The following is a 17,192-nucleotide window of genomic DNA, read 5'->3' as shown; positions in this document are numbered from 1 at the left end:
CGCCCGTCCCATCAGACCTGAGTGATCTCGTCCTGCTTGGTCTTCAGCAGGGTGTCGATGGACGCCACTTTGGCGTCTGTGAGTTTCTGGATCTGATCAGCCAGCTTCTTGTGCTGGTCTTCACTGATCTCATTGTCTTTTTCGTCGCGCTTGAGCTGATCCATACCATCACGGCGGACATTGCGCACGGCGACTCGGGCGTTCTCGGCATAGGAGCCCGCGGTTTTGGCCAGCTCCACCCGGCGCTCTTCATTCAGCGGCGGAATCGGAATGCGCAGAGTTTCGCCCTCAGACACCGGGTTCAGACCCAGCGAGGAATTGCGAATCGCTTTTTCCACAGCACCGGCCAAGGTCTTGTCCCAAACCGAAATTGTGATCATGCGCGGCTCAGGCACAGACACGTTGCCAACCTGGTTGATCGGGGTCAGCGCGCCATAAGCCTCAACCTTGATCGGGTCGAGCAAGCTGGCGTGAGCGCGGCCGGTGCGCAGGCCGGCGAACTCTTTCTTGAGCGCTTCAATCGCGCCATCCATGCGGCGCTCGATGTCTTTAATGTCGAAACCGGACATGTCCGTGTCTCCCCTTTTATTGCGGCTTCAGGTGGATGAGCCGCCGACGACCGTACAGGTGCCCTCGCCATCCAGAACCCGGGCGAGACCGCCCTGTTCGCGGATATTGAACACAACGATCGGAATCTGGTTGTCGCGCATCAGCGTCACCGCCGAGGCGTCCATAACTTTCAGATCGCGCGCCAGAACGTCGATATAGTCAAGAGACTCAAAGCGTTTGGCCTGCGGATTTTTACGCGGATCATCATCATAGACGCCATCCACGCTGGTGCCTTTGAACAAGGCGTCGCACCCCATCTCGGCGGCGCGCAAGGCGGCGGCCGTGTCGGTGGTGAAAAATGGATTGCCCGTGCCGGCGGCGAAGATCACCACGCGGCCACGCTCCATATGACGCACGGCGCGGCGGCGAATATAAGGCTCGCACACAGTGGTCATGGGAATTGCGGACTGAACGCGGGTCTGTACGCCAACACGCTCGAGTGCGGTCTGCATGGCCAGCGCGTTCATCACGGTCGCCAGCATGCCCATATAGTCAGCGGCCGCGCGTTCCATGCCTTTCGCGGCGGCGGTCAGGCCGCGGAAAATGTTTCCGCCGCCGATCACCAGACACAGCTCGTAGCCGGCCTCGACCGCTTCGCCGACTTCGCGGGCGATGCGGTCTGCAGTTGTCATGTCGATGCCGTAGGGCTGATCGCCCATCAGGGCTTCACCGGAAACCTTCAAAAGAACCCGTTTATAGGGGCCTTTAGGCGTAATTAGCGGTCGGTCCTCGGTGTCGGTCACGGCAAGCTCCGCATGATTGCTGTCTTCAGATGGAGTCCGGCCCGGACGTGTCTTCACACGCCCGGGCCGAAATTGTTAGCCTTTAGCGACGGCTGCGACTTCAGCGGCGAAGTCTTCTTCTTTTTTCTCGACGCCTTCACCCAGGACCATGCGAACAAAACCGGTCAGTTCGATCGGTGCGCCCGCATCACCTTCAGCGGCCTTGATGGCTTCTGCGACGGTCTTGTCGGTGTCAAACACGAAGACCTGCTTCAAAAGCACAACTTCTTCATAGAATTTGCGCAGACGACCTTCGACCATTTTCTCAACGATCTGCTCAGGCTTGCCGGATTCGCGGGCCTGGCCTGCGAACACCTGGCGTTCTTTTTCGACCACAGCCTGATCGAGCTCGCCCTCGTGGACGGCCAGCGCCGGTGCGGGCGAACCCGCCGCAACGTGCATGGCGACCTTCCGGCCCAGCTCGGCGAGAACCGCCTTGTCGCCTTCGGACTTCAGCGCAACCAGCACGCCAATTTTGCCCATGCCGTCGCCGGCGGCGTTGTGCACGTAAGCCGCGACGACACCCGGATCCACAGACAGGGTGGCGGTGCGGCGAACCGACATGTTCTCGCCAATCTGAGCGATCAGATCGGTCATGGTGTCGGCCACGGACTTGCCCGAAGACATCTGAGACGCGTTCAGGGCTTCCACAGAATCCGCTTTGATCGCCAGACCGGCGATCTCGCCAACGGCGTTCTGGAAGATCTCGTTGCGAGCCACAAAGTCGGTCTCGGCGTTCACTTCAACAGCGGCGGCGGACATGCCAGCGCCGGTGTCTTCCGCTTTAACGGCCACCAGGCCTTCAGCCGCGACGCGGTCGGCTTTCTTTGCGGCCTTGGACAGGCCTTTCTTGCGGAGCCAGTCGACGGCGGCTTCCATGTCGCCGTCAACTTCCACAAGCGCCTTTTTGGCGTCCATCATGCCGGCGCCGGTTTTGTCGCGAAGCTCTTTGACGAGAGCAGCGGTGATCTGAGCCATGGGGAGGTCTCCTTGGATCGCGCTAGGGCGCTATTAGGATTTGGCGTCTTCAGCCGGCGCTTCCGCAGCTGCGGGCGCGGCTTCGGCGGCGGGTTCTTCGGTCGGAGCGGCTTCACCGTCGTCCACGCCCAGAGCCACTTCGCTCGGCGCTTCAGATTCACCCAGATCCATGCCCAAAGCGGCCTGGCTGTCGGCGATGCCGTCCAGAACGGCGTCAGCGATCAGGTCGCAATACAGCGACAGAGCGCGAGAGGCGTCATCATTGCCCGGGATCGGGAAATCAATCGGATCCGGATCACAATTGGTGTCCAGGATCGCCACCACCGGAATGTTCAGGCGCTTGGCTTCCTGAATGGCGATGGACTCCTTGTTGGTGTCGATCACGAACATCAGGTCCGGCGTGCCGCCCATTTCCTTGATGCCGCCCAGGGAGCGCTCGAGCTTTTCACGCTCGCGGGTCAGCATCAGGATTTCTTTCTTGGTCAGACCGGTCGGGCCGCCTTCGGCGTCCAGAAGGGTCTCCAGCTCGCGCAGGCGCGCGATGGAGTTGGAGATGGTCTGCCAGTTGGTGAGCGTGCCGCCCAACCAACGGTGATTCATGTAGTACTGTGCACAGCGCGACGCGGCCTGCGCAATCGGCTCGGCAGCCTGGCGCTTGGTGCCCACAAACAGAACGCGACCGCCTTTGGCGGCGACTTCACGCACTTTCACCAAAGCCTGGTGAAGCAGCGGAACGGTCTGCGACAGATCGAGAATGTGGATGTTGGCGCGTTCACCGAAGATGTAATCTTTCATCTTCGGGTTCCAGCGGTGGGTCTGGTGACCGAAGTGACAGCCGGCTTCAAGCAGCTGACGCATGGAGAATTCAGGAAGAGCCATAATTTTAGGTCCTTTTTCCGGTTGGCCTCCGCGGAGCGGAGCCGCTCGCCGCACCTGTCATCCAGCTGGACATCAGACACGACTTGCGACACCGGAGCGACTTTTCACCTGAAAAGCCGAAGCTCCGCGTGCGGGATCGGGCGCGCTTATACGAGCCGCAGCGCAAAGCTGCAAGCCGTGAGAGCGGACTTTCCGCCTCTCAAACCCGCCTGAACTGACATTTTTGAAGTCTGTCCGGCCTGATGGGCGCCTTAGAGCGTTTCCACCTCCAGAACGCCGGCGACCGCCTTCACCGCGGCGCGGGCGGCGGGGTCGACGGCATGGCGTCCCGGCAAACGCACTTCCGCGAGCCGTCCGTCAGATAAAGGCACGATCAGATGTATGGAGCCTTTCACCGCGCCCTCCCGGCCGTCGGCCCGGTCAATGCGCTTTCGCAAGGGTTCAAGCGCTCCCGATTGCCCCAGCCGGATCTTGAGGCCCTGACCAATATGCTCAGCGGCAAAGGGATCAATGGTGTCGGCCCCGTCTATGATCAGCCGCAGTCCTTCGTCCTGCGCCTCGATCTTGGCGTTCACCAGCACCGATGCGCCCGGTTCGATCACCTCGCGGATTTCCCGCAGCACCTTGGGGGGAACCAGCGCCTCAAATTCGCCCGAAGGGTCTGACAGTGTGACGAACGCAAATTTCTCGCCTGAACGCTGAGAGACTTTTTCCTGACGACGGCGCACCACGGCGGCGAGCCGCGCGGCGCGCGCGCCCTCCGCAGCTTTTGACGCCAGGTCGGCAAACACCACCACGCCGCGCCGGGCCAGGGCCGGCATCATATCATCGAGCGGGTGACCGGACAGGTAAAAGCCGATGGCGGCGAGCTCTTCATCCAGTCGCCGAACCGGATCCCAGGGTTCGGGGTCAGGCAGATTGGGGCGCTCAAGTTTGGCGCCGCCTGTGTCCCCGCCCCCGCCGAACAAGGACGCTTGCGCGCTGTCGCGTTCGGACTGGGCGTTCTGAGACACAGATAACAGCATTTCAGCGGACGCCAGCGCCTTGGCCCGATCAGGCTCCAGAGTGTCGAAGGCCCCGGCGCGCGCGAGGTTTTCAAAAGCGCGCTTGTTCACCTGACGCGGATCCACCCGTTCGGCGAAATCAAACACGTCCTTGTAAGGCCCGCCTTTACGGCGCACCTCGGCCACATGCTCCATCGCCGAATACCCGACATTTCGGATGGCGCCGAGCGCATAGCGGATCTTGCCCTCTTCAAGGGCGAAGTCCGCCTTGGACGCATTCACATCCGGCGGCAAAACTTCGAGACCGATCCGTTTGGCTTCCTGGAAGAAGACAGCGAGCTTCTCGGTGTTGGCGCTATCGAGGCTCATCAGGCCGGCCATAAAGGCGGCGGGGTGATTGGCTTTCAGCCACCCCGTCTGATAGGCGATCAGGGCATAGGCGGCGGCGTGGGATTTGTTAAAGCCATAGCCGGCGAATTCGGCCACCAGATCAAAGATATAATTGGCCTTGTCTTTGGGTACGCCGCGCTGCTCCGCTCCTTCGTTGAAGCGTACGCGTTGTTTGTCCATCTCCTCCTTCTTCTTCTTGCCCATGGCGCGGCGAAGAAGGTCGGCCTCTCCAAGAGAATAGCCGGATAGGATCTGGGCGATTTGCATCACCTGTTCCTGATAGATGATGACCCCGTAGGTCTCTTTCAGGACAGGCTCGAGATCAGTGTGCAGATAATCGGGCGCCTTGCGTCCGAATTTGCGGTCCACATAGACGTCGATATTCTTCATCGGCCCGGGCCGATACAGCGAGATCAGCGCGATGATGTCTTCGATGCTGTCAGGCTTGAGCTTGCGCAGCGTGTCGCGCATGCCCGTACTTTCAAGCTGGAACACGCCGATGGAGGACCCCGCGCCCAGAAGCTCATAGGTGGCGGGATCTTCCAGACTGATCTCGTCCATGTCCGGGCGCGCCAACCCCGCGCTTTCAATATAGCTCAGCGCCCGAGCAATCACGGTGAGGGTTTTCAGACCCAGAAAGTCAAACTTCACAAGGCCCGCAGGCTCGACCCATTTCATATTGAACTGAGTGGCGGGCAGGTCCGAGCGCGGATCCTGATACAGCGGGACAAGATCCGTCAGCGGCCGGTCGCCAATCACGACGCCGGCGGCGTGAGTGGAGGCGTTTCTGAACAGGCCCTCCAATTGCAAGGCCACAGTGATCAACTGATCGACCATGTCGTCGGTGCGCTGCATTTCCTGCAGCTTGGGCTCGGTCTTCACCGCTTCCGCCAGAGTGACGGGCTGGGCGGGATTGTTCGGCACCTGCTTTGCGATCCGGTCCACAAGCCCGAACGGCAATTGCAACACCCGGCCCACATCACGCACCACCGCGCGCGCCTGCAAGGTGCCGAAGGTGATGATCTGCGCCACCCGATCCTGACCGTAACGCTCTTGCACATAACGGATCACCTCACCGCGGCGATCCTGGCAAAAGTCCACGTCAAAGTCCGGCATGGACACGCGTTCAGGGTTCAAGAAGCGCTCAAACAGCAGGCCGAACCGTAGCGGATCCAGGTTGGTGATGGTCAGCGCCCAGGCGACCAGGGAGCCTGCGCCCGACCCCCGCCCAGGTCCCACCGGGATATCGTGGGATTTCGCCCACTGGATAAAGTCCGACACGATCAGGAAATAGCCCGGAAACCCCATGCGCTCGATGACGCCAAGCTCGTAATCCAGGCGTTCGAAATAGGCTTCGCGCGTATCGGCCATCTCGATTCTGGAGAGCCGGTCTTCCAGACCTTCGGTGGCCCGGGCGCGCAATTCCTCAGCTTCATTTCGATCGCCTTGAGTGGGAAAGCGCGGCAAAATCGGCTTGGAGGTGCGCGGCCGGAACGCACAGCGTTTTGCGATTTCCAGCGTATTGGTGATCGCTTCTGGCAGGTCGGCGAACCGCTCCGCCATGGCTGCGCCGGATTTAAAGTCATGTTCAGCGGTCAGCTTGCGCCGCTCATCCATGCTGACATAGGCGCCTTCGGAGATGCACAGCAACGCATCATGAGCCTGATAGAATTCAGGCTTGGAGAAATACGGCTCATTCGTCGCTACAAGCGGCAGATCCAGGCCATAAGCCTGATCGATCAGCCAGGCTTCGGCGGTAACGTCATCGGCGCGGCCGTGACGCTGAAGCTCAAGATACAACCGGTCCGGAAAATGCGCCCGCAGGCGCGTCAACACGTCCTGCGCCAAGCCTTCACGACCAGTGCAGACAAAACGGTTGAGCACGCCCTCAAATCCGCCCGTCAGGCAGATCAGCCCCTCACTGTGTTCGAGCACTTTTTCAATCGGCGCATGAGGCTCGTCTGTGGCGGCGACATCGAGATAGGCCGCTGAAGACAGCTTCATCAGATTGGCGTAACCCTCTTGAGATTGCGCCAGCAAAACCAGCGTGCCGTCCGGCTTCGCACGCTCCCCCGGACGCGGGGCCTCGACCTGAACTGATAGCGTCACCCCCGTAATCGGCTGGACGCTCTCGCCCGAGAGCACTTCGGAAAACTCAAGCGCGCCGAACAGATTGTTGGAGTCGGTGATCGCCGCCGCCGGCATGGAGAAGGTTTTGCACAGCGCCGCCGTCTCCTTGATCCGGATCGCCCCTTCCAGCAGGGAATAGGGCGACCGGACGCGTAAATGGACGAAGGGGGCATCGCTCACGACGGGCGCTCCAGATCTGGCGGACTCACCACTTCATTCTAACGCCCGCCCGGCGTCGAGGTCAGCCTGCGATTGCGGCGGAGAGGCTGAGCGCCACAGCGATGAAGCCGACGATGACGGCGGCGGATGTCATATCTTCAATGAGGTTACGCATGGGGACAACTCCTTGATCAGCTGCGCTTAACCACAGCCATTCCCGTTTTGTTCCATTGCATATTTTCTGCTTTTGTTCCGCCCGTCAAGCCGTTTTTGATTCGAATTGAAAAGCTGCGGAAAACCCGCAACTTGGAACATTCTATGAACGGAGTCGGAGAGCGTCAGGCGCTTTTGAACGGGACCACGTGACCGCGATCCAGCGTCACGACACGATCCATGCGCGAAGCCAGCTCGTGATTGTGCGTGGCGATCAACGCCGCCGCCCCTGCCCCACGGCAGGCGTGTGCGAGCGCTTCAAACACCTGATCAGAGGTCGCGGGATCAAGATTGCCCGTCGGCTCGTCTGCGAGAAGAATGCGAGGCGCGTTCACCAAGGCCCGTGCAATCGCAACGCGCTGCTGTTCGCCGCCCGACAATTGCCCCGGACGGTGGCGCAAGCGTCCGCCCAACCCCAGAGCAGTGAGTTGGCTCTCCGCGGCCTCGCGCGCAGCTTTATGGCTCGCTCCAGAGATCATGCGCGGCAAGGCGACGTTATCCAGAGCGTCCAGTTCAGGCAGCAGGTGGTGGAATTGATAGACGAATCCCACCTCACGACGGCGTAACGCCGTGCGCTCGCTCTCTGACAGCGCCAGCCCGTTCTGCCCGCCAATCCAGACCTCGCCGGCATTGGGCGCTTCAAGCAAAGCCGCCGCATGCAGCAGTGAGGACTTGCCCGACCCGGACGGGCCCACCAACCCCACCAGTTCGCCGGGCGTGAGGTCGAGATCGGCGTCAGTGAGCACCTCGAGCCGTTCGCCCTCGGTCTCATAAATGCGGGTGATCCCGCGCAGGGAGAGCGCTGGCTTACTCATAACGCAGCGCCTCCACAGGGTCGATGCGGCCCGCCCGCCAGGACGGCGCCAGGGTCGCCACCAAGGACGCGAACACGCCCCAGAAGGACACGAACGCCACCTCGCCCCAATCGAGCCGCGCAGGCAGGCGGTACAGCGAATAGACGCTGGGGTCGAACACATTCACCCCGCTAACCCAGGAGACGAAGTCCTGTATCGGGCCGATGCCCACGACCGCCAACAATCCCAGAGCAATCCCGGCCAGCGTACCGAGCACGCCCACCGCCGCCCCGGCGATAAGGAAAATGCGCATGATTGCGCCCTGACTGGCGCCCATGGTGCGTAAAATCGCGATGTCGCGGGTCTTGTTTTTCACCAGCATGACAAGGCCGGAGATGATGTTCATCGCCGCGATCAACACGATAGCCGACAGGATCAGCCGCATGGCGACCCGCTCGACCTGAAGCGCATTCCAGAACGCCTGGTTCTGTCGTCGCCAGTCAAACATGACGCTGCCCTCAGGCGCGATGGCGCGAATGGCCTCGATCACCGGTTCGGGCGCATCGGGATTGGCGATCCGCACATCAATATAATCGCCCTGGGCGGGCCGATTGAAAAACAGCGCCGCCTGATCAAGCGGCATGTAGATAAGGATCTGATCGAGATCCTGAACCCCGACACTCAGAAGTCCGCCAATGGTGTAGCGCTTGGAGCGCGGCGTCATGCCAAGCGCTGTAGACGCCCCTTGGGGCGACACCAGGGTCACCTGCTCACCTACGCCAACGCCCAGCTGAGCGGCCATGACCGTGCCCATTATGATGACGTCGCCGCCATTGCGTCCTTCGCCGAACTGTTCAATCGAGCCCGCCACCAAACCGCCGCCCGCATCGTCTGCGCCATGTGCGCCTGTGATGAGATCAAACCGGGCGAGATCGTCAGGACGCACGCCGGACACCTGCGCAAAGGCGGCGGATCGTCCTGATGTCACAAGCGCTTGCCCGGTGGCGACCGGCCCCGCCTGTCGCACGCCGTCAAGCTCCCGGATCCGGTCCGCCAGGGTCAACGCCGCCTCGCCCTGCTCGGACGGCACATAGACATAAATATGGGGCTGAACGCCCAGAAGCCGCGTCAAAAGCTCGTGCCGGAACCCGTTCATCACGCTCATCACGGTGATCAGCACTGCGACTGCCAGCATGATGCCCACAAACGAGATTACAGAGATCAGCGTGACGCCGCCATGCTTCTTGCGGGCGCGCAAATACTTGAACGCCAGCATGAATTCATAGCCGGAGAACGGCGCCGCGCCTGAAGACGGCGGAGTCTCGGGCGCTGCTGTCGATGCGGCGTCAGAGCTCACTTGAACGCGCCCTCCACAAGACGATTGACGGCGTCTTCAAGGCTGAGCTCATGACGCTCGCCGCTCGCGCGGATCTTGACCTCGACCTTGCCCTCTTTCAGGCCGCGCGGACCGATGACCACCTGATAGGGCACGCCGATCAGGTCCATGGTGGCGAATTTCGCGCCCGCCCGCTCATTGGTGTCGTCCAGAAGCGGCTCAAGCCCGGCTGCGTCGAGCTTGGCGTACACATCGTTGCTAGCGGCGTCACACGCCTCGTCACCGGCGCGCATATTGATGACGCCTGCACCGAAAGGTGCGACGGCTTCAGGCCAGATCACGCCGTTTTCATCATGGCTGGCCTCGATGATCGCGCCCAGAAGACGCGACACGCCAACGCCGTAAGAGCCCATATGGACCGCCGTATCCTTGCCGTCCGGGCCGGTGACCAGCGCCTTCATCGGGTCGGAATACTTGGTGCCGAAATTGAAGATATGGCCCACTTCGATGCCGCGGGCGGACAAGCGGCGTTCTTGCGGCACTTCGGCTTCAAAGCGCGCGGCGTCGTGCATTTCCTCGGTGGCGGCGTAGAGCGCGGTGCGCTGATCAACCAGCGGCTGAAGATCGCCGTCAAAATCCACCTCGCCCGGGGCGGGCATATCCACAAGCTGGCTATCGCAGAAGACTTCGCTTTCGCCGGTTTCGGCCAAGATGATAAATTCATGCGAGAGCTTGCCGCCAATGGGGCCCGTATCCGCGCGCATCGGCACGGATTTGAGCCCCATGCGCGCAAATGTATTAAGGTAGGCTACAAACATCTTGTTATAAGCCCTTGTGGCGCTTTCGAGATCGAGATCGAAGGAATACGCGTCCTTCATCAGGAATTCGCGCCCTCGCATCACGCCGAAACGCGGGCGGATCTCGTCGCGGAACTTCCACTGGATGTGATAGAGAATCTTCGGCAGGTCCTTGTAGGACCGGCAATAGCCGCGGAAGATCTCGGTGATCATCTCTTCATTGGTCGGACCGTACAGAAGATCACGCTCATGGCGGTCGACGATGCGCAGCATCTCCTTGCCGTAATCGTCGTAACGCCCACTCTCGCGCCACAGATCTGCAGGTTGCAGCGTCGGCATCAACAGCTCGATCGCGCCGGCGCGGTTTTGCTCCTCGCGCACAATGGTCTCGATCTTGCGCAGCACCCGCAGCCCCAGAGGCAACCAGGCGTAGATCCCCGCCGCTTCCTGGCGGATCATGCCGGCGCGCAACATGAGCTGGTGAGAGACGATCTGCGCGTCAGAAGGAGTTTCCTTCAGCACGGGCAGGAAAAAGCGGGACAGGCGCATGGGGCAAGAATCCGGCGACAATGAAAAACTGCGGGAACCCAACGATTAGACTTCGCGTTGGAGAAGGACAAGCCATCCATGCCCGCCCTGGCCTATGGAAGTCATGCAACTTGCGCTGGATCACTGCTGATGAGCGAAATCCTCGACGCGTCTGGAGGCCAAACCTCGAAAAAGGCGCTGACGATCACGCAACTGATCGCAGGCATGGCGATGTTCGGCTCTGCCACGCCCGTTAGCAAGATCGTGACCCAGGCTGCGCCTGTTTTCATCGCCTCACTGTTCCGGGTGGGCCTAGGCGCGTTGTTTCTGGCGCCCCTCGCCTGGCGGCGTCGCGAAGAAATGCGCGACATCGCGACAGGCGATTGGGTGCGGATCGGCTTCATCGCCCTTTTCGGCATGGTGGGCTTTTCCGCCTTCATGCTCTACGGCATGCGGCTGGCGTCCGGCGTGACAGGCGCTGTGGTGATGAGCACCACTCCAGCGGTGACGGCCGCAGCCTCCATCGCATTTCTGGGCGACAGATCAACCTGGCGCAAACTTGCCGCCATTGCCTGCGCGGTCATCGGCGTTCTGGTCTTGCAACTGGGCGGCTTTGGCGCTGAAGCTGGGGGTTCGCTCTGGGGCGTCGTTCTGGTGTTTGCCGCAGTTAGTTGTGAAAGCGCCTACACACTACTGGGCAAGACGGTGACGAAGACCCTGGATCCGGTTCTGGTGACATTTCTGGCCTCCGCGCTTTCTATTCCGCTCTTTGTTCCGCTGGCGATTTGGCAATGGTCAGAGTTCACGCCGTCAGAGTTTGACGCCCGTATCTGGACCGCACTGATCTGGTACGGACTGGGCACGCTCGCACTGGGCAGCTGGCTCTGGTATGCAGGCGTTCAAAAAGCTGAAGGCGCGACCGCTGCGGCGTTCATGGGCGTGATGCCGGTATCCGCACTGGTTCTGTCTTACATCCTGCTTGGCGAGCCGTTCGCCTGGGCGCACTTGGCCGGCTTCGCCGTCGTGTTCTCAGGCGTCATACTCATGAGCTGGGAGCACGCCAGCATGTCAAACGGCAGCGAGACGCCTGAAGAAAACTGATCGCTAATCGTACTCGATATAGCTCGGCCCCCAGGACAGGGAGTCCAGATCAACCAGGCCAAACTCGAGGATCGTGAACAAGACCAGCCAGACGCCGGCGGTGAGCACGGTCGCCAGCCACATTTTTTCACGTACGCGCGGGAGGACCGGTGCGCCCGGCTCTGAGCCCTCAACCACATCATTGTCTTCAAACTGGCCGCGCACATTCAGCGGCAACACGCCAAGAAAGAGCATCCACCACGAAATCAGGAAGATGACCACGCCGGTGACCAGACCGACACCCCGGTCCGGCAAAAAGCCCTGAGCAATCCAGATCACAAAGACCAGGCCCAGAAGGGCGTATTCTGCATAGCGCCTCACTGGCCCGCCTCACCTTTGTAAAACGCCGGATCCTGCATCAGTTCCACCAGAACGCCGCCTGTATCCTTGGGATGGACGAAGATAACCGGCACGCCGTGAGCGCCAATATAGGGCTCGCCGGTCCCGAGCACCGTCGCACCGCGTTCGACCATGGCGTCACGCGCTTTGACGATATCCTCCACCTCAAAGCACATATGGTGCTGGCCGCCTTTGGGGTTCTTTTCGAGGTATTTGTGGATCGGGCTCGTCTCGCCCAGAGGCTCGATCAGCTCGATTTGCATGTTGGGCAAGGTTACAAACACCACTCTCACGCCCAGATGCGGGAAATCCTTGGCCTCGGTCCGCTCCGTGGCGCCATAAAGCTCGGCGTAGACCGCTGCCGCGGCGTCCACATCCGGCGTTGCAACGCCCACATGGTTTAATCGTCCCAGCTTCATGACGGATCTCCGTGCTTATCAAACCGTGAGAATAAGGGCTTCCACATGGGGTTTCTTACCCCAGATCCGACTTGCCTCGCGGCGCACCCCGCGGCGGATCGCTTCTTCAACCGCGCCCGGATCCTTGCGCGCCCGGCGATCCAGACGCTTGAAGGCGCTGTCCGCCGCCTCCGCCAGGTCATCCAGGAAATCATCAAGATCATAGGCATAGGTGGACGCCACACCCATGGCGCGCACATCAATCTCTGACACCAGCTCGCCGTCCGCCAACACGGCGGCCACGGTCAGATGTCCGTTATAGGCCAGACGGCGGCGCTCCTTGATGGATTCCGCGTCCGCCTCGGTCAGGAAATTGCCATCCACATGCAGGCGACCTGCGGGCGCTTCATCCACGATGGACGCGCCCTCCTGGGTAATGCGAATGATGGAGCCATTGCGCGGCACTATGGCGTTGGGCACCTGAAGGTCACGGGCCAGCTGAGCATGTTCGACCAGATGGCGATACTCGCCATGCACCGGGATCGCGGTGGTGGGTTTGGCCCAGGCGTACATCTGGCGCAATTCGTCCCGGCAGGGATGGCCCGAGACATGGATGTGCTCGTCACGTTCAGTGATGATATCGACGCCGCGTTCGGCCAGACGGTTCATCAGATCAAAGATGCCGCGCTCATTGCCCGGAATAATCCGGGAGGAGAAAATCACGCTGTCACCCTTATTTAGCGTGACATTGCGATGTGATCCCTCAGCAATGCGCGACAGTGCGGCGCGCGGTTCACCCTGAGAGCCGGTACACAGCAGCAACACCTTGTCGGGCGGGAAATAGCCGATTTCCTCTTCCTCGATGAAGGGTTGGCAATCGGCCAGAAGGCCGACCGCTTTTGCGGCCTGAGTCATCCGGTGCATGGACCGCCCAACCAGGCAAACGCGACGTCCATTGGCTTCGCCAGCGCGGATCGCGGTTTCAAGGCGGGCCACATTGGAGGCGAACGCTGCGATGGCGACCCGGCCGGTCTGCTGGCCGACCAGCTCGATCAGATTGTCGCGCACATCGCTTTCAGAGCCGGATTCCCCTTCGGTGAAGACATTGGTGCTGTCACACACCATCGCCATCACGCCCTCTGCACCCGCGGCTTCCAGAGCGGCGACATCGGTCGAAGCGCCGATCAGCGGTTCAGGGTCGATCTTCCAATCGCCTGTGTGCAGAACCGTGCCCACCGGGGTGCGAATGATCACGCCATTGGGTTCAGGGATGGAGTGGGTCAGCGTCACCAGCTGCATGTCGAACGGGCCGAGCTCAAACCGAGTGTGAAGATCGATCTCGTGCAGCGCCACCTGATCCAAAAGGCCATGCTCAGCCAGACGGTCGCGCATCAGCCAGGCGGTGAACGGCGTAGCGTAGATCGGGCATTCCAGTTGGCGCCACAAATGCGCCACCGCGCCCATATGGTCTTCGTGAGCGTGGGTTAGCACGATGCCCAGAAGCTGGTGCTTGCGTTCCGCGATGAAGCGCGGATCAGGGGTGATGATGTCCACGCCCGGCGTGGTCAGATCACCAAAAGTCACCCCGCAATCAAGGATGATCCATTTGCGATCTTCTTCGGGACCATAGCCATAAAGGTTCAGGTTCATCCCGATCTCGCCAGAGCCGCCGAGCGGGACGAAATACAATGCGTTGTCAGTCTGGGTCACGATGCGTGAATCCCCTCGCCCTGAGGCGCGTTACGTTTCCAGATTTCCAGAAGGCCCCGCATGGTCAGATCAGGGTCGTAATGGTCGATTGTGCGCGCCGTACCTTCAAAGAGAGAGGCAACGCCGCCAGTTGCAATAACGGTCATGGGCTGGCCGTACTCGGCTTTGAGGCGCGTCACAAGCCCGTCGATGAGATCGACATAGCCCCAGAACACACCAGATTGCATGGCCCCGACGGTATCCTTGCCCATAACCCGTTGAGGTTTCTCGATGGCGATGCGTGGCAGACGCGCCGCCGCCTGATGCAGCGCCTGCATGGAGAGGTTGATCCCTGGCGCGATCACCCCGCCTTCGAAATTGCCTGCGTCGGAGACCACGTCAAACGTCGTGGCCGTGCCGGAATCCACAATGATCATCGCGCCGTCATAGCGCACCCGGCCGCCAAGCGCGTTCACCAGACGGTCTGCACCTGCTTCCTCAGGACGCGGCAGGTTCACGCCCACGCCCAGATCCACATGGGCGTCGCCCACGACCACAGGCTCTGCACCCACATAGCGCCGTGCCAGATTGCGCAGGTTGAACAGCGATTGCGGCACCACGGAAGAGATCACGCATCCCTTCAAGTCTTTCAGGTCAAGCCCCTGAAGTTGAAGGAGTTGCTGCAACCAGACAGCATACTCATCCGCCGTCCGCGTGGAATGGGTCGCTGTGCGCCATTGCGCGCGCCAGTCATCGCCGTCATGCACGGCGAACAACGTGTTGGTGTTGCCGCAATCAATCGCGAGAAGCATGGACCGGCTCCCTGAAACGGCGCATCAGCTTGACGCGCCGGGAAAAAATACGTCACCCGCCGAGATAAAGCGCCGACCGCCATCTTTCAAATCAAGTCGCAGCGAGCCGTCCGGCCCCAGATCTGCGAACACGCCCTCAAGCGTTTCATGATCAAGTTGCACAACGCAGCGTTCGCCGAGGCCATGGACGCGCGACAGCCAGGCCTCTCGGATCGGGGTGAACCCGTCCTGCGCCCACCGGTTGAGCCAGTGGTCAAAGCGCTCGGACAAGCGTTCTGCGGCGGCATCCACGCTCAGCTCAGCGCCTTGGGCGCGCAGATCCGTGGCGGGTCGCTCAGACCCATCAGGGTGATGTTCAAGATTGACGCCAATGCCGACCGCCAGCCACAGCCCGCCCTCCATGTGCTGGCCGGATTCCAGCAAGATACCGCTGATCTTGCGTCCGCCGACGAGGACGTCATTGGGCCATTTCAGGCGGACCTGTTCAGGGTCCAGAACGCTGGCGCACACATCCCCGACCGCGAGAGCCGCCGCAAAAGAGAGCTGAGCAGCCCGCGCGGGCTCACAATCCAGACGATACAGCCCGGTGGCGAAGAGATTGCCCGGTTTCGACGTCCAGACACGGCCCCGACGCCCGCGGCCGGAGCTCTGCCGCCGTGCGACGATCCAAAGCGGACCGCTCGCACCCGCCAGCGCCTGCCGCTTGGCTTCCTCGTTGGTGGAATCCAGCGTGTCGAAATAGCGAATCGGCAGGTCTGGCTTAGCCGCCAATGCCCGCCCCGGCATTGACCACCAGGGCGATGATAACGCCCACCACCGGCATGGACACCGCCACCAGAGCCGCCAGGCGCGACACGAGGGCCGGCCCCGCAGGCGCAGGCAGGAAATCGCCATTGGGCTCGTCAAACCAGATCACTTTGATGACGCGCAGATAGTACGCGATCGAAATCGTGGAGAAGAGCACCGCCAGGATCACCAGCCAGATCAAGCCAGCCTGCACTGCGGCGTAGAATACGAAGAGCTTGCCAAAGAAGCCGATCATGAACGGCATGCCGCCAATGGAGAACATCAGCGCCGTCATCGACCAGGCGAGCGCCGGGCGGGTCTGGGACAGACCGGCCAGATCCTCGATGCGTTCCACCATGCCCTCAGACCGACGCATGGAGAGGATGACGGCGAACGCGCCGGCAACCCCGATCACGTACAGCGTCATGTAGAACAGCACCGACCAGAGGCCGAGCGCGGTGCCCGCGGACAGGCCGACCAGCACATAGCCCATATTGCCGATGGAGGAGTACCCCATCAGGCGTTTGATATTGGACTGCATCAGAGCGCCGAACGAGCCGAACGCCATCGACAGCACCGCCATCACCATGGTGACTTGCTGCCATTGCTCGGTCATCGGGCCGAACGGCTCCATCAGAACGCGCGCCAGCAAGACCATGGCGGCGAGTTTCGGCGCCGTGGCGAAGAAAGCCGCGACCGGCGTCGGCGCGCCTTCGTACACATCCGGCGTCCACATGTGGAATGGCGCGGCTGAGATCTTGAAGGCCAGACCGGAGATCACGAAGACCAGACCGAACAGCAGCCCCATATTCTCGCCGCCTTCAGCCGCCGCAACAGCGATGGCGTCAAACGCGGTGGAGCCTGCGAAGCCGTACACAAGAGACGAGCCGTACAGCAGCAGGCCCGAGCTGAGCGCGCCCAGAACGAAGTATTTCAGGCCCGCTTCAGACGCGCGCAGGGAGTCTCGATTAAACGCGGCGAGCACGTAAAGCGCCAGAGACTGCAGCTCCAGCCCCAGATACAGCGTGATCAGGTCATTGGCCGACACCATCACGCTCATGCCCGTCACGGCGAGCGTCACCAGCACCGGATATTCAAAGCGGGCGAGCTGTTCAGCGCGCAGATAATGCCCGGCCAGAACCAAAGCCACAGCGCCGGCGAGATAGATGGCTGTCTTGGCGTACAGGGAGAAGGAATCCAGCACGAACGCGCCGTAAAAGGCGGTGCCCCCTGGGCTTTGCGCCATCCACACCGACACGCCAGCGGCGATGATCAACAGCGCCGTGGCCAGCGTCATGATGCGTTGGGCCGCCTTGGCCTCGCCCTTGGTGTAGACCCCGATGAGCAAGAGCGCCATGGCGCCGACAGAGAGCAGAAGCTCCGGCGTCAGCAGTTGAAGGTCGGCGAGCAGCGTCGAAACAGTCATGAC

General features: G+C 61.4%; 15 protein-coding genes. 1 reads left to right on the top strand and 14 read right to left on the bottom strand.

The window, feature by feature from the left end; genetic code table 11:
- Nucleotides 1-11: 11 nt before the first annotated feature.
- The 8 genes from frr to proS form a co-directional block, all read right to left on the bottom strand.
- Nucleotides 12-569: a ribosome recycling factor gene (gene frr, locus ACP154_RS11770; RefSeq protein ID WP_107713138.1), complete on the bottom strand. Its 558-nt coding sequence runs from the start codon at nt 567-569 to the stop codon at nt 12-14.
- Between the two features lie 27 nt (nt 570-596).
- The gene (pyrH, locus tag ACP154_RS11765) at nt 597-1,325 is read right to left on the bottom strand and encodes a UMP kinase (protein ID WP_107713712.1); all 729 of its coding nucleotides are present in this window, start codon (nt 1,323-1,325) and stop codon (nt 597-599) included.
- Nucleotides 1,326-1,427: 102 nt separating this feature from the next.
- Nucleotides 1,428-2,369 carry a translation elongation factor Ts gene (tsf, locus tag ACP154_RS11760; protein ID WP_107713137.1) on the bottom strand — a complete coding sequence of 314 codons (942 nt, stop codon included), beginning with the start codon at nt 2,367-2,369 and terminating at the stop codon, nt 1,428-1,430.
- 33 nt (nt 2,370-2,402) lie between these two features.
- A complete protein-coding gene (gene rpsB / locus ACP154_RS11755) occupies nt 2,403-3,248 on the bottom strand; it encodes a 30S ribosomal protein S2 (RefSeq protein WP_107713136.1) in 846 nt (281 codons plus the stop codon).
- Between the two features lie 251 nt (nt 3,249-3,499).
- Nucleotides 3,500-6,952, bottom strand: a complete 3,453-nt coding sequence (gene dnaE, locus ACP154_RS11750; protein ID WP_421858970.1) for a DNA polymerase III subunit alpha — start codon at nt 6,950-6,952, stop codon at nt 3,500-3,502.
- Between the two features lie 317 nt (nt 6,953-7,269).
- On the bottom strand, nt 7,270-7,959 hold the full coding sequence (locus tag ACP154_RS11745) for an ABC transporter ATP-binding protein (RefSeq protein ID WP_421858973.1): 690 nt from the start codon (nt 7,957-7,959) through the stop codon (nt 7,270-7,272).
- Entirely contained in the window at nt 7,952-9,295 is a 1,344-nt protein-coding gene (locus ACP154_RS11740) for a lipoprotein-releasing ABC transporter permease subunit (RefSeq protein WP_421858976.1), read from the bottom strand. The genes ACP154_RS11745 and ACP154_RS11740 overlap by 8 nt, the downstream gene beginning before the upstream one ends.
- Nucleotides 9,292-10,620 carry a proline--tRNA ligase gene (proS, locus tag ACP154_RS11735; protein ID WP_421858979.1) on the bottom strand — a complete coding sequence of 443 codons (1,329 nt, stop codon included), beginning with the start codon at nt 10,618-10,620 and terminating at the stop codon, nt 9,292-9,294. Before proS ends, ACP154_RS11740 begins: the two co-directional genes overlap by 4 nt.
- A gap of 129 nt (nt 10,621-10,749) precedes the next feature.
- Here proS and ACP154_RS11730 point away from each other — a divergent pair, with 129 nt between their 5' ends.
- The gene (locus ACP154_RS11730) at nt 10,750-11,700 is read left to right on the top strand and encodes a DMT family transporter (RefSeq protein WP_421858981.1); all 951 of its coding nucleotides are present in this window, start codon (nt 10,750-10,752) and stop codon (nt 11,698-11,700) included.
- 3 nt (nt 11,701-11,703) lie between these two features.
- Here ACP154_RS11730 and ACP154_RS11725 read toward each other — a convergent pair whose 3' ends face one another.
- Genes ACP154_RS11725 through nuoN form a run of 6 tightly spaced genes read right to left on the bottom strand, consistent with a single transcriptional unit; the run spans nt 11,704 to nt 17,189 of the window.
- Nucleotides 11,704-12,060, bottom strand: coding sequence for a DUF1467 family protein (locus ACP154_RS11725; protein WP_133723189.1), 357 nt, complete (start codon nt 12,058-12,060; stop codon nt 11,704-11,706).
- Entirely contained in the window at nt 12,057-12,497 is a 441-nt protein-coding gene (gene mce / locus ACP154_RS11720) for a methylmalonyl-CoA epimerase (protein ID WP_421858984.1), read from the bottom strand. Before mce ends, ACP154_RS11725 begins: the two co-directional genes overlap by 4 nt.
- 18 nt (nt 12,498-12,515) lie before the next feature.
- On the bottom strand, nt 12,516-14,189 hold the full coding sequence (locus tag ACP154_RS11715) for a ribonuclease J (protein WP_421861468.1): 1,674 nt from the start codon (nt 14,187-14,189) through the stop codon (nt 12,516-12,518).
- Nucleotides 14,183-14,977, bottom strand: a complete 795-nt coding sequence (locus ACP154_RS11710) for a type III pantothenate kinase (RefSeq protein ID WP_133723186.1) — start codon at nt 14,975-14,977, stop codon at nt 14,183-14,185. The genes ACP154_RS11715 and ACP154_RS11710 overlap by 7 nt, the downstream gene beginning before the upstream one ends.
- A 24-nt stretch (nt 14,978-15,001) precedes the next feature.
- On the bottom strand, nt 15,002-15,763 hold the full coding sequence (locus ACP154_RS11705; protein ID WP_421858987.1) for a biotin--[acetyl-CoA-carboxylase] ligase: 762 nt from the start codon (nt 15,761-15,763) through the stop codon (nt 15,002-15,004).
- On the bottom strand, nt 15,738-17,189 hold the full coding sequence (gene nuoN, locus ACP154_RS11700) for an NADH-quinone oxidoreductase subunit NuoN (protein ID WP_421858990.1): 1,452 nt from the start codon (nt 17,187-17,189) through the stop codon (nt 15,738-15,740). Before nuoN ends, ACP154_RS11705 begins: the two co-directional genes overlap by 26 nt.
- Nucleotides 17,190-17,192: the final 3 nt, after the last annotated feature.

This window comes from Oceanicaulis sp., from assembly GCF_965249665.1.
Classification (GTDB): domain Bacteria; phylum Pseudomonadota; class Alphaproteobacteria; order Caulobacterales; family Maricaulaceae; genus Oceanicaulis.
This window is presented reverse-complemented; position numbering and strand designations above follow the sequence as displayed.

Excerpts from the sequence above, each read along its gene's own strand:
- ACP154_RS11745 (WP_421858973.1), bottom strand. The coding sequence starts at position 7,959 with ATGAGTAAGCCAGCGCTCTCCCTGCGCGGGATCACCCGCATTTATGAG.
- nuoN (WP_421858990.1), bottom strand. The coding sequence starts at position 17,189 with ATGACTGTTTCGACGCTGCTCGCCGACCTTCAACTGCTGACGCCGGAG.
- ACP154_RS11710 (WP_133723186.1), bottom strand. The coding sequence starts at position 14,977 with ATGCTTCTCGCGATTGATTGCGGCAACACCAACACGTTGTTCGCCGTG.
- tsf (WP_107713137.1), bottom strand. The coding sequence starts at position 2,369 with ATGGCTCAGATCACCGCTGCTCTCGTCAAAGAGCTTCGCGACAAAACC.
- proS (WP_421858979.1), bottom strand. The coding sequence starts at position 10,620 with ATGCGCCTGTCCCGCTTTTTCCTGCCCGTGCTGAAGGAAACTCCTTCT.
- ACP154_RS11730 (WP_421858981.1), top strand. The coding sequence starts at position 10,750 with ATGAGCGAAATCCTCGACGCGTCTGGAGGCCAAACCTCGAAAAAGGCG.
- frr (WP_107713138.1), bottom strand. The coding sequence starts at position 569 with ATGTCCGGTTTCGACATTAAAGACATCGAGCGCCGCATGGATGGCGCG.
- rpsB (WP_107713136.1), bottom strand. The coding sequence starts at position 3,248 with ATGGCTCTTCCTGAATTCTCCATGCGTCAGCTGCTTGAAGCCGGCTGT.
- mce (WP_421858984.1), bottom strand. The coding sequence starts at position 12,497 with ATGAAGCTGGGACGATTAAACCATGTGGGCGTTGCAACGCCGGATGTG.
- ACP154_RS11705 (WP_421858987.1), bottom strand. The coding sequence starts at position 15,763 with ATGCCGGGGCGGGCATTGGCGGCTAAGCCAGACCTGCCGATTCGCTAT.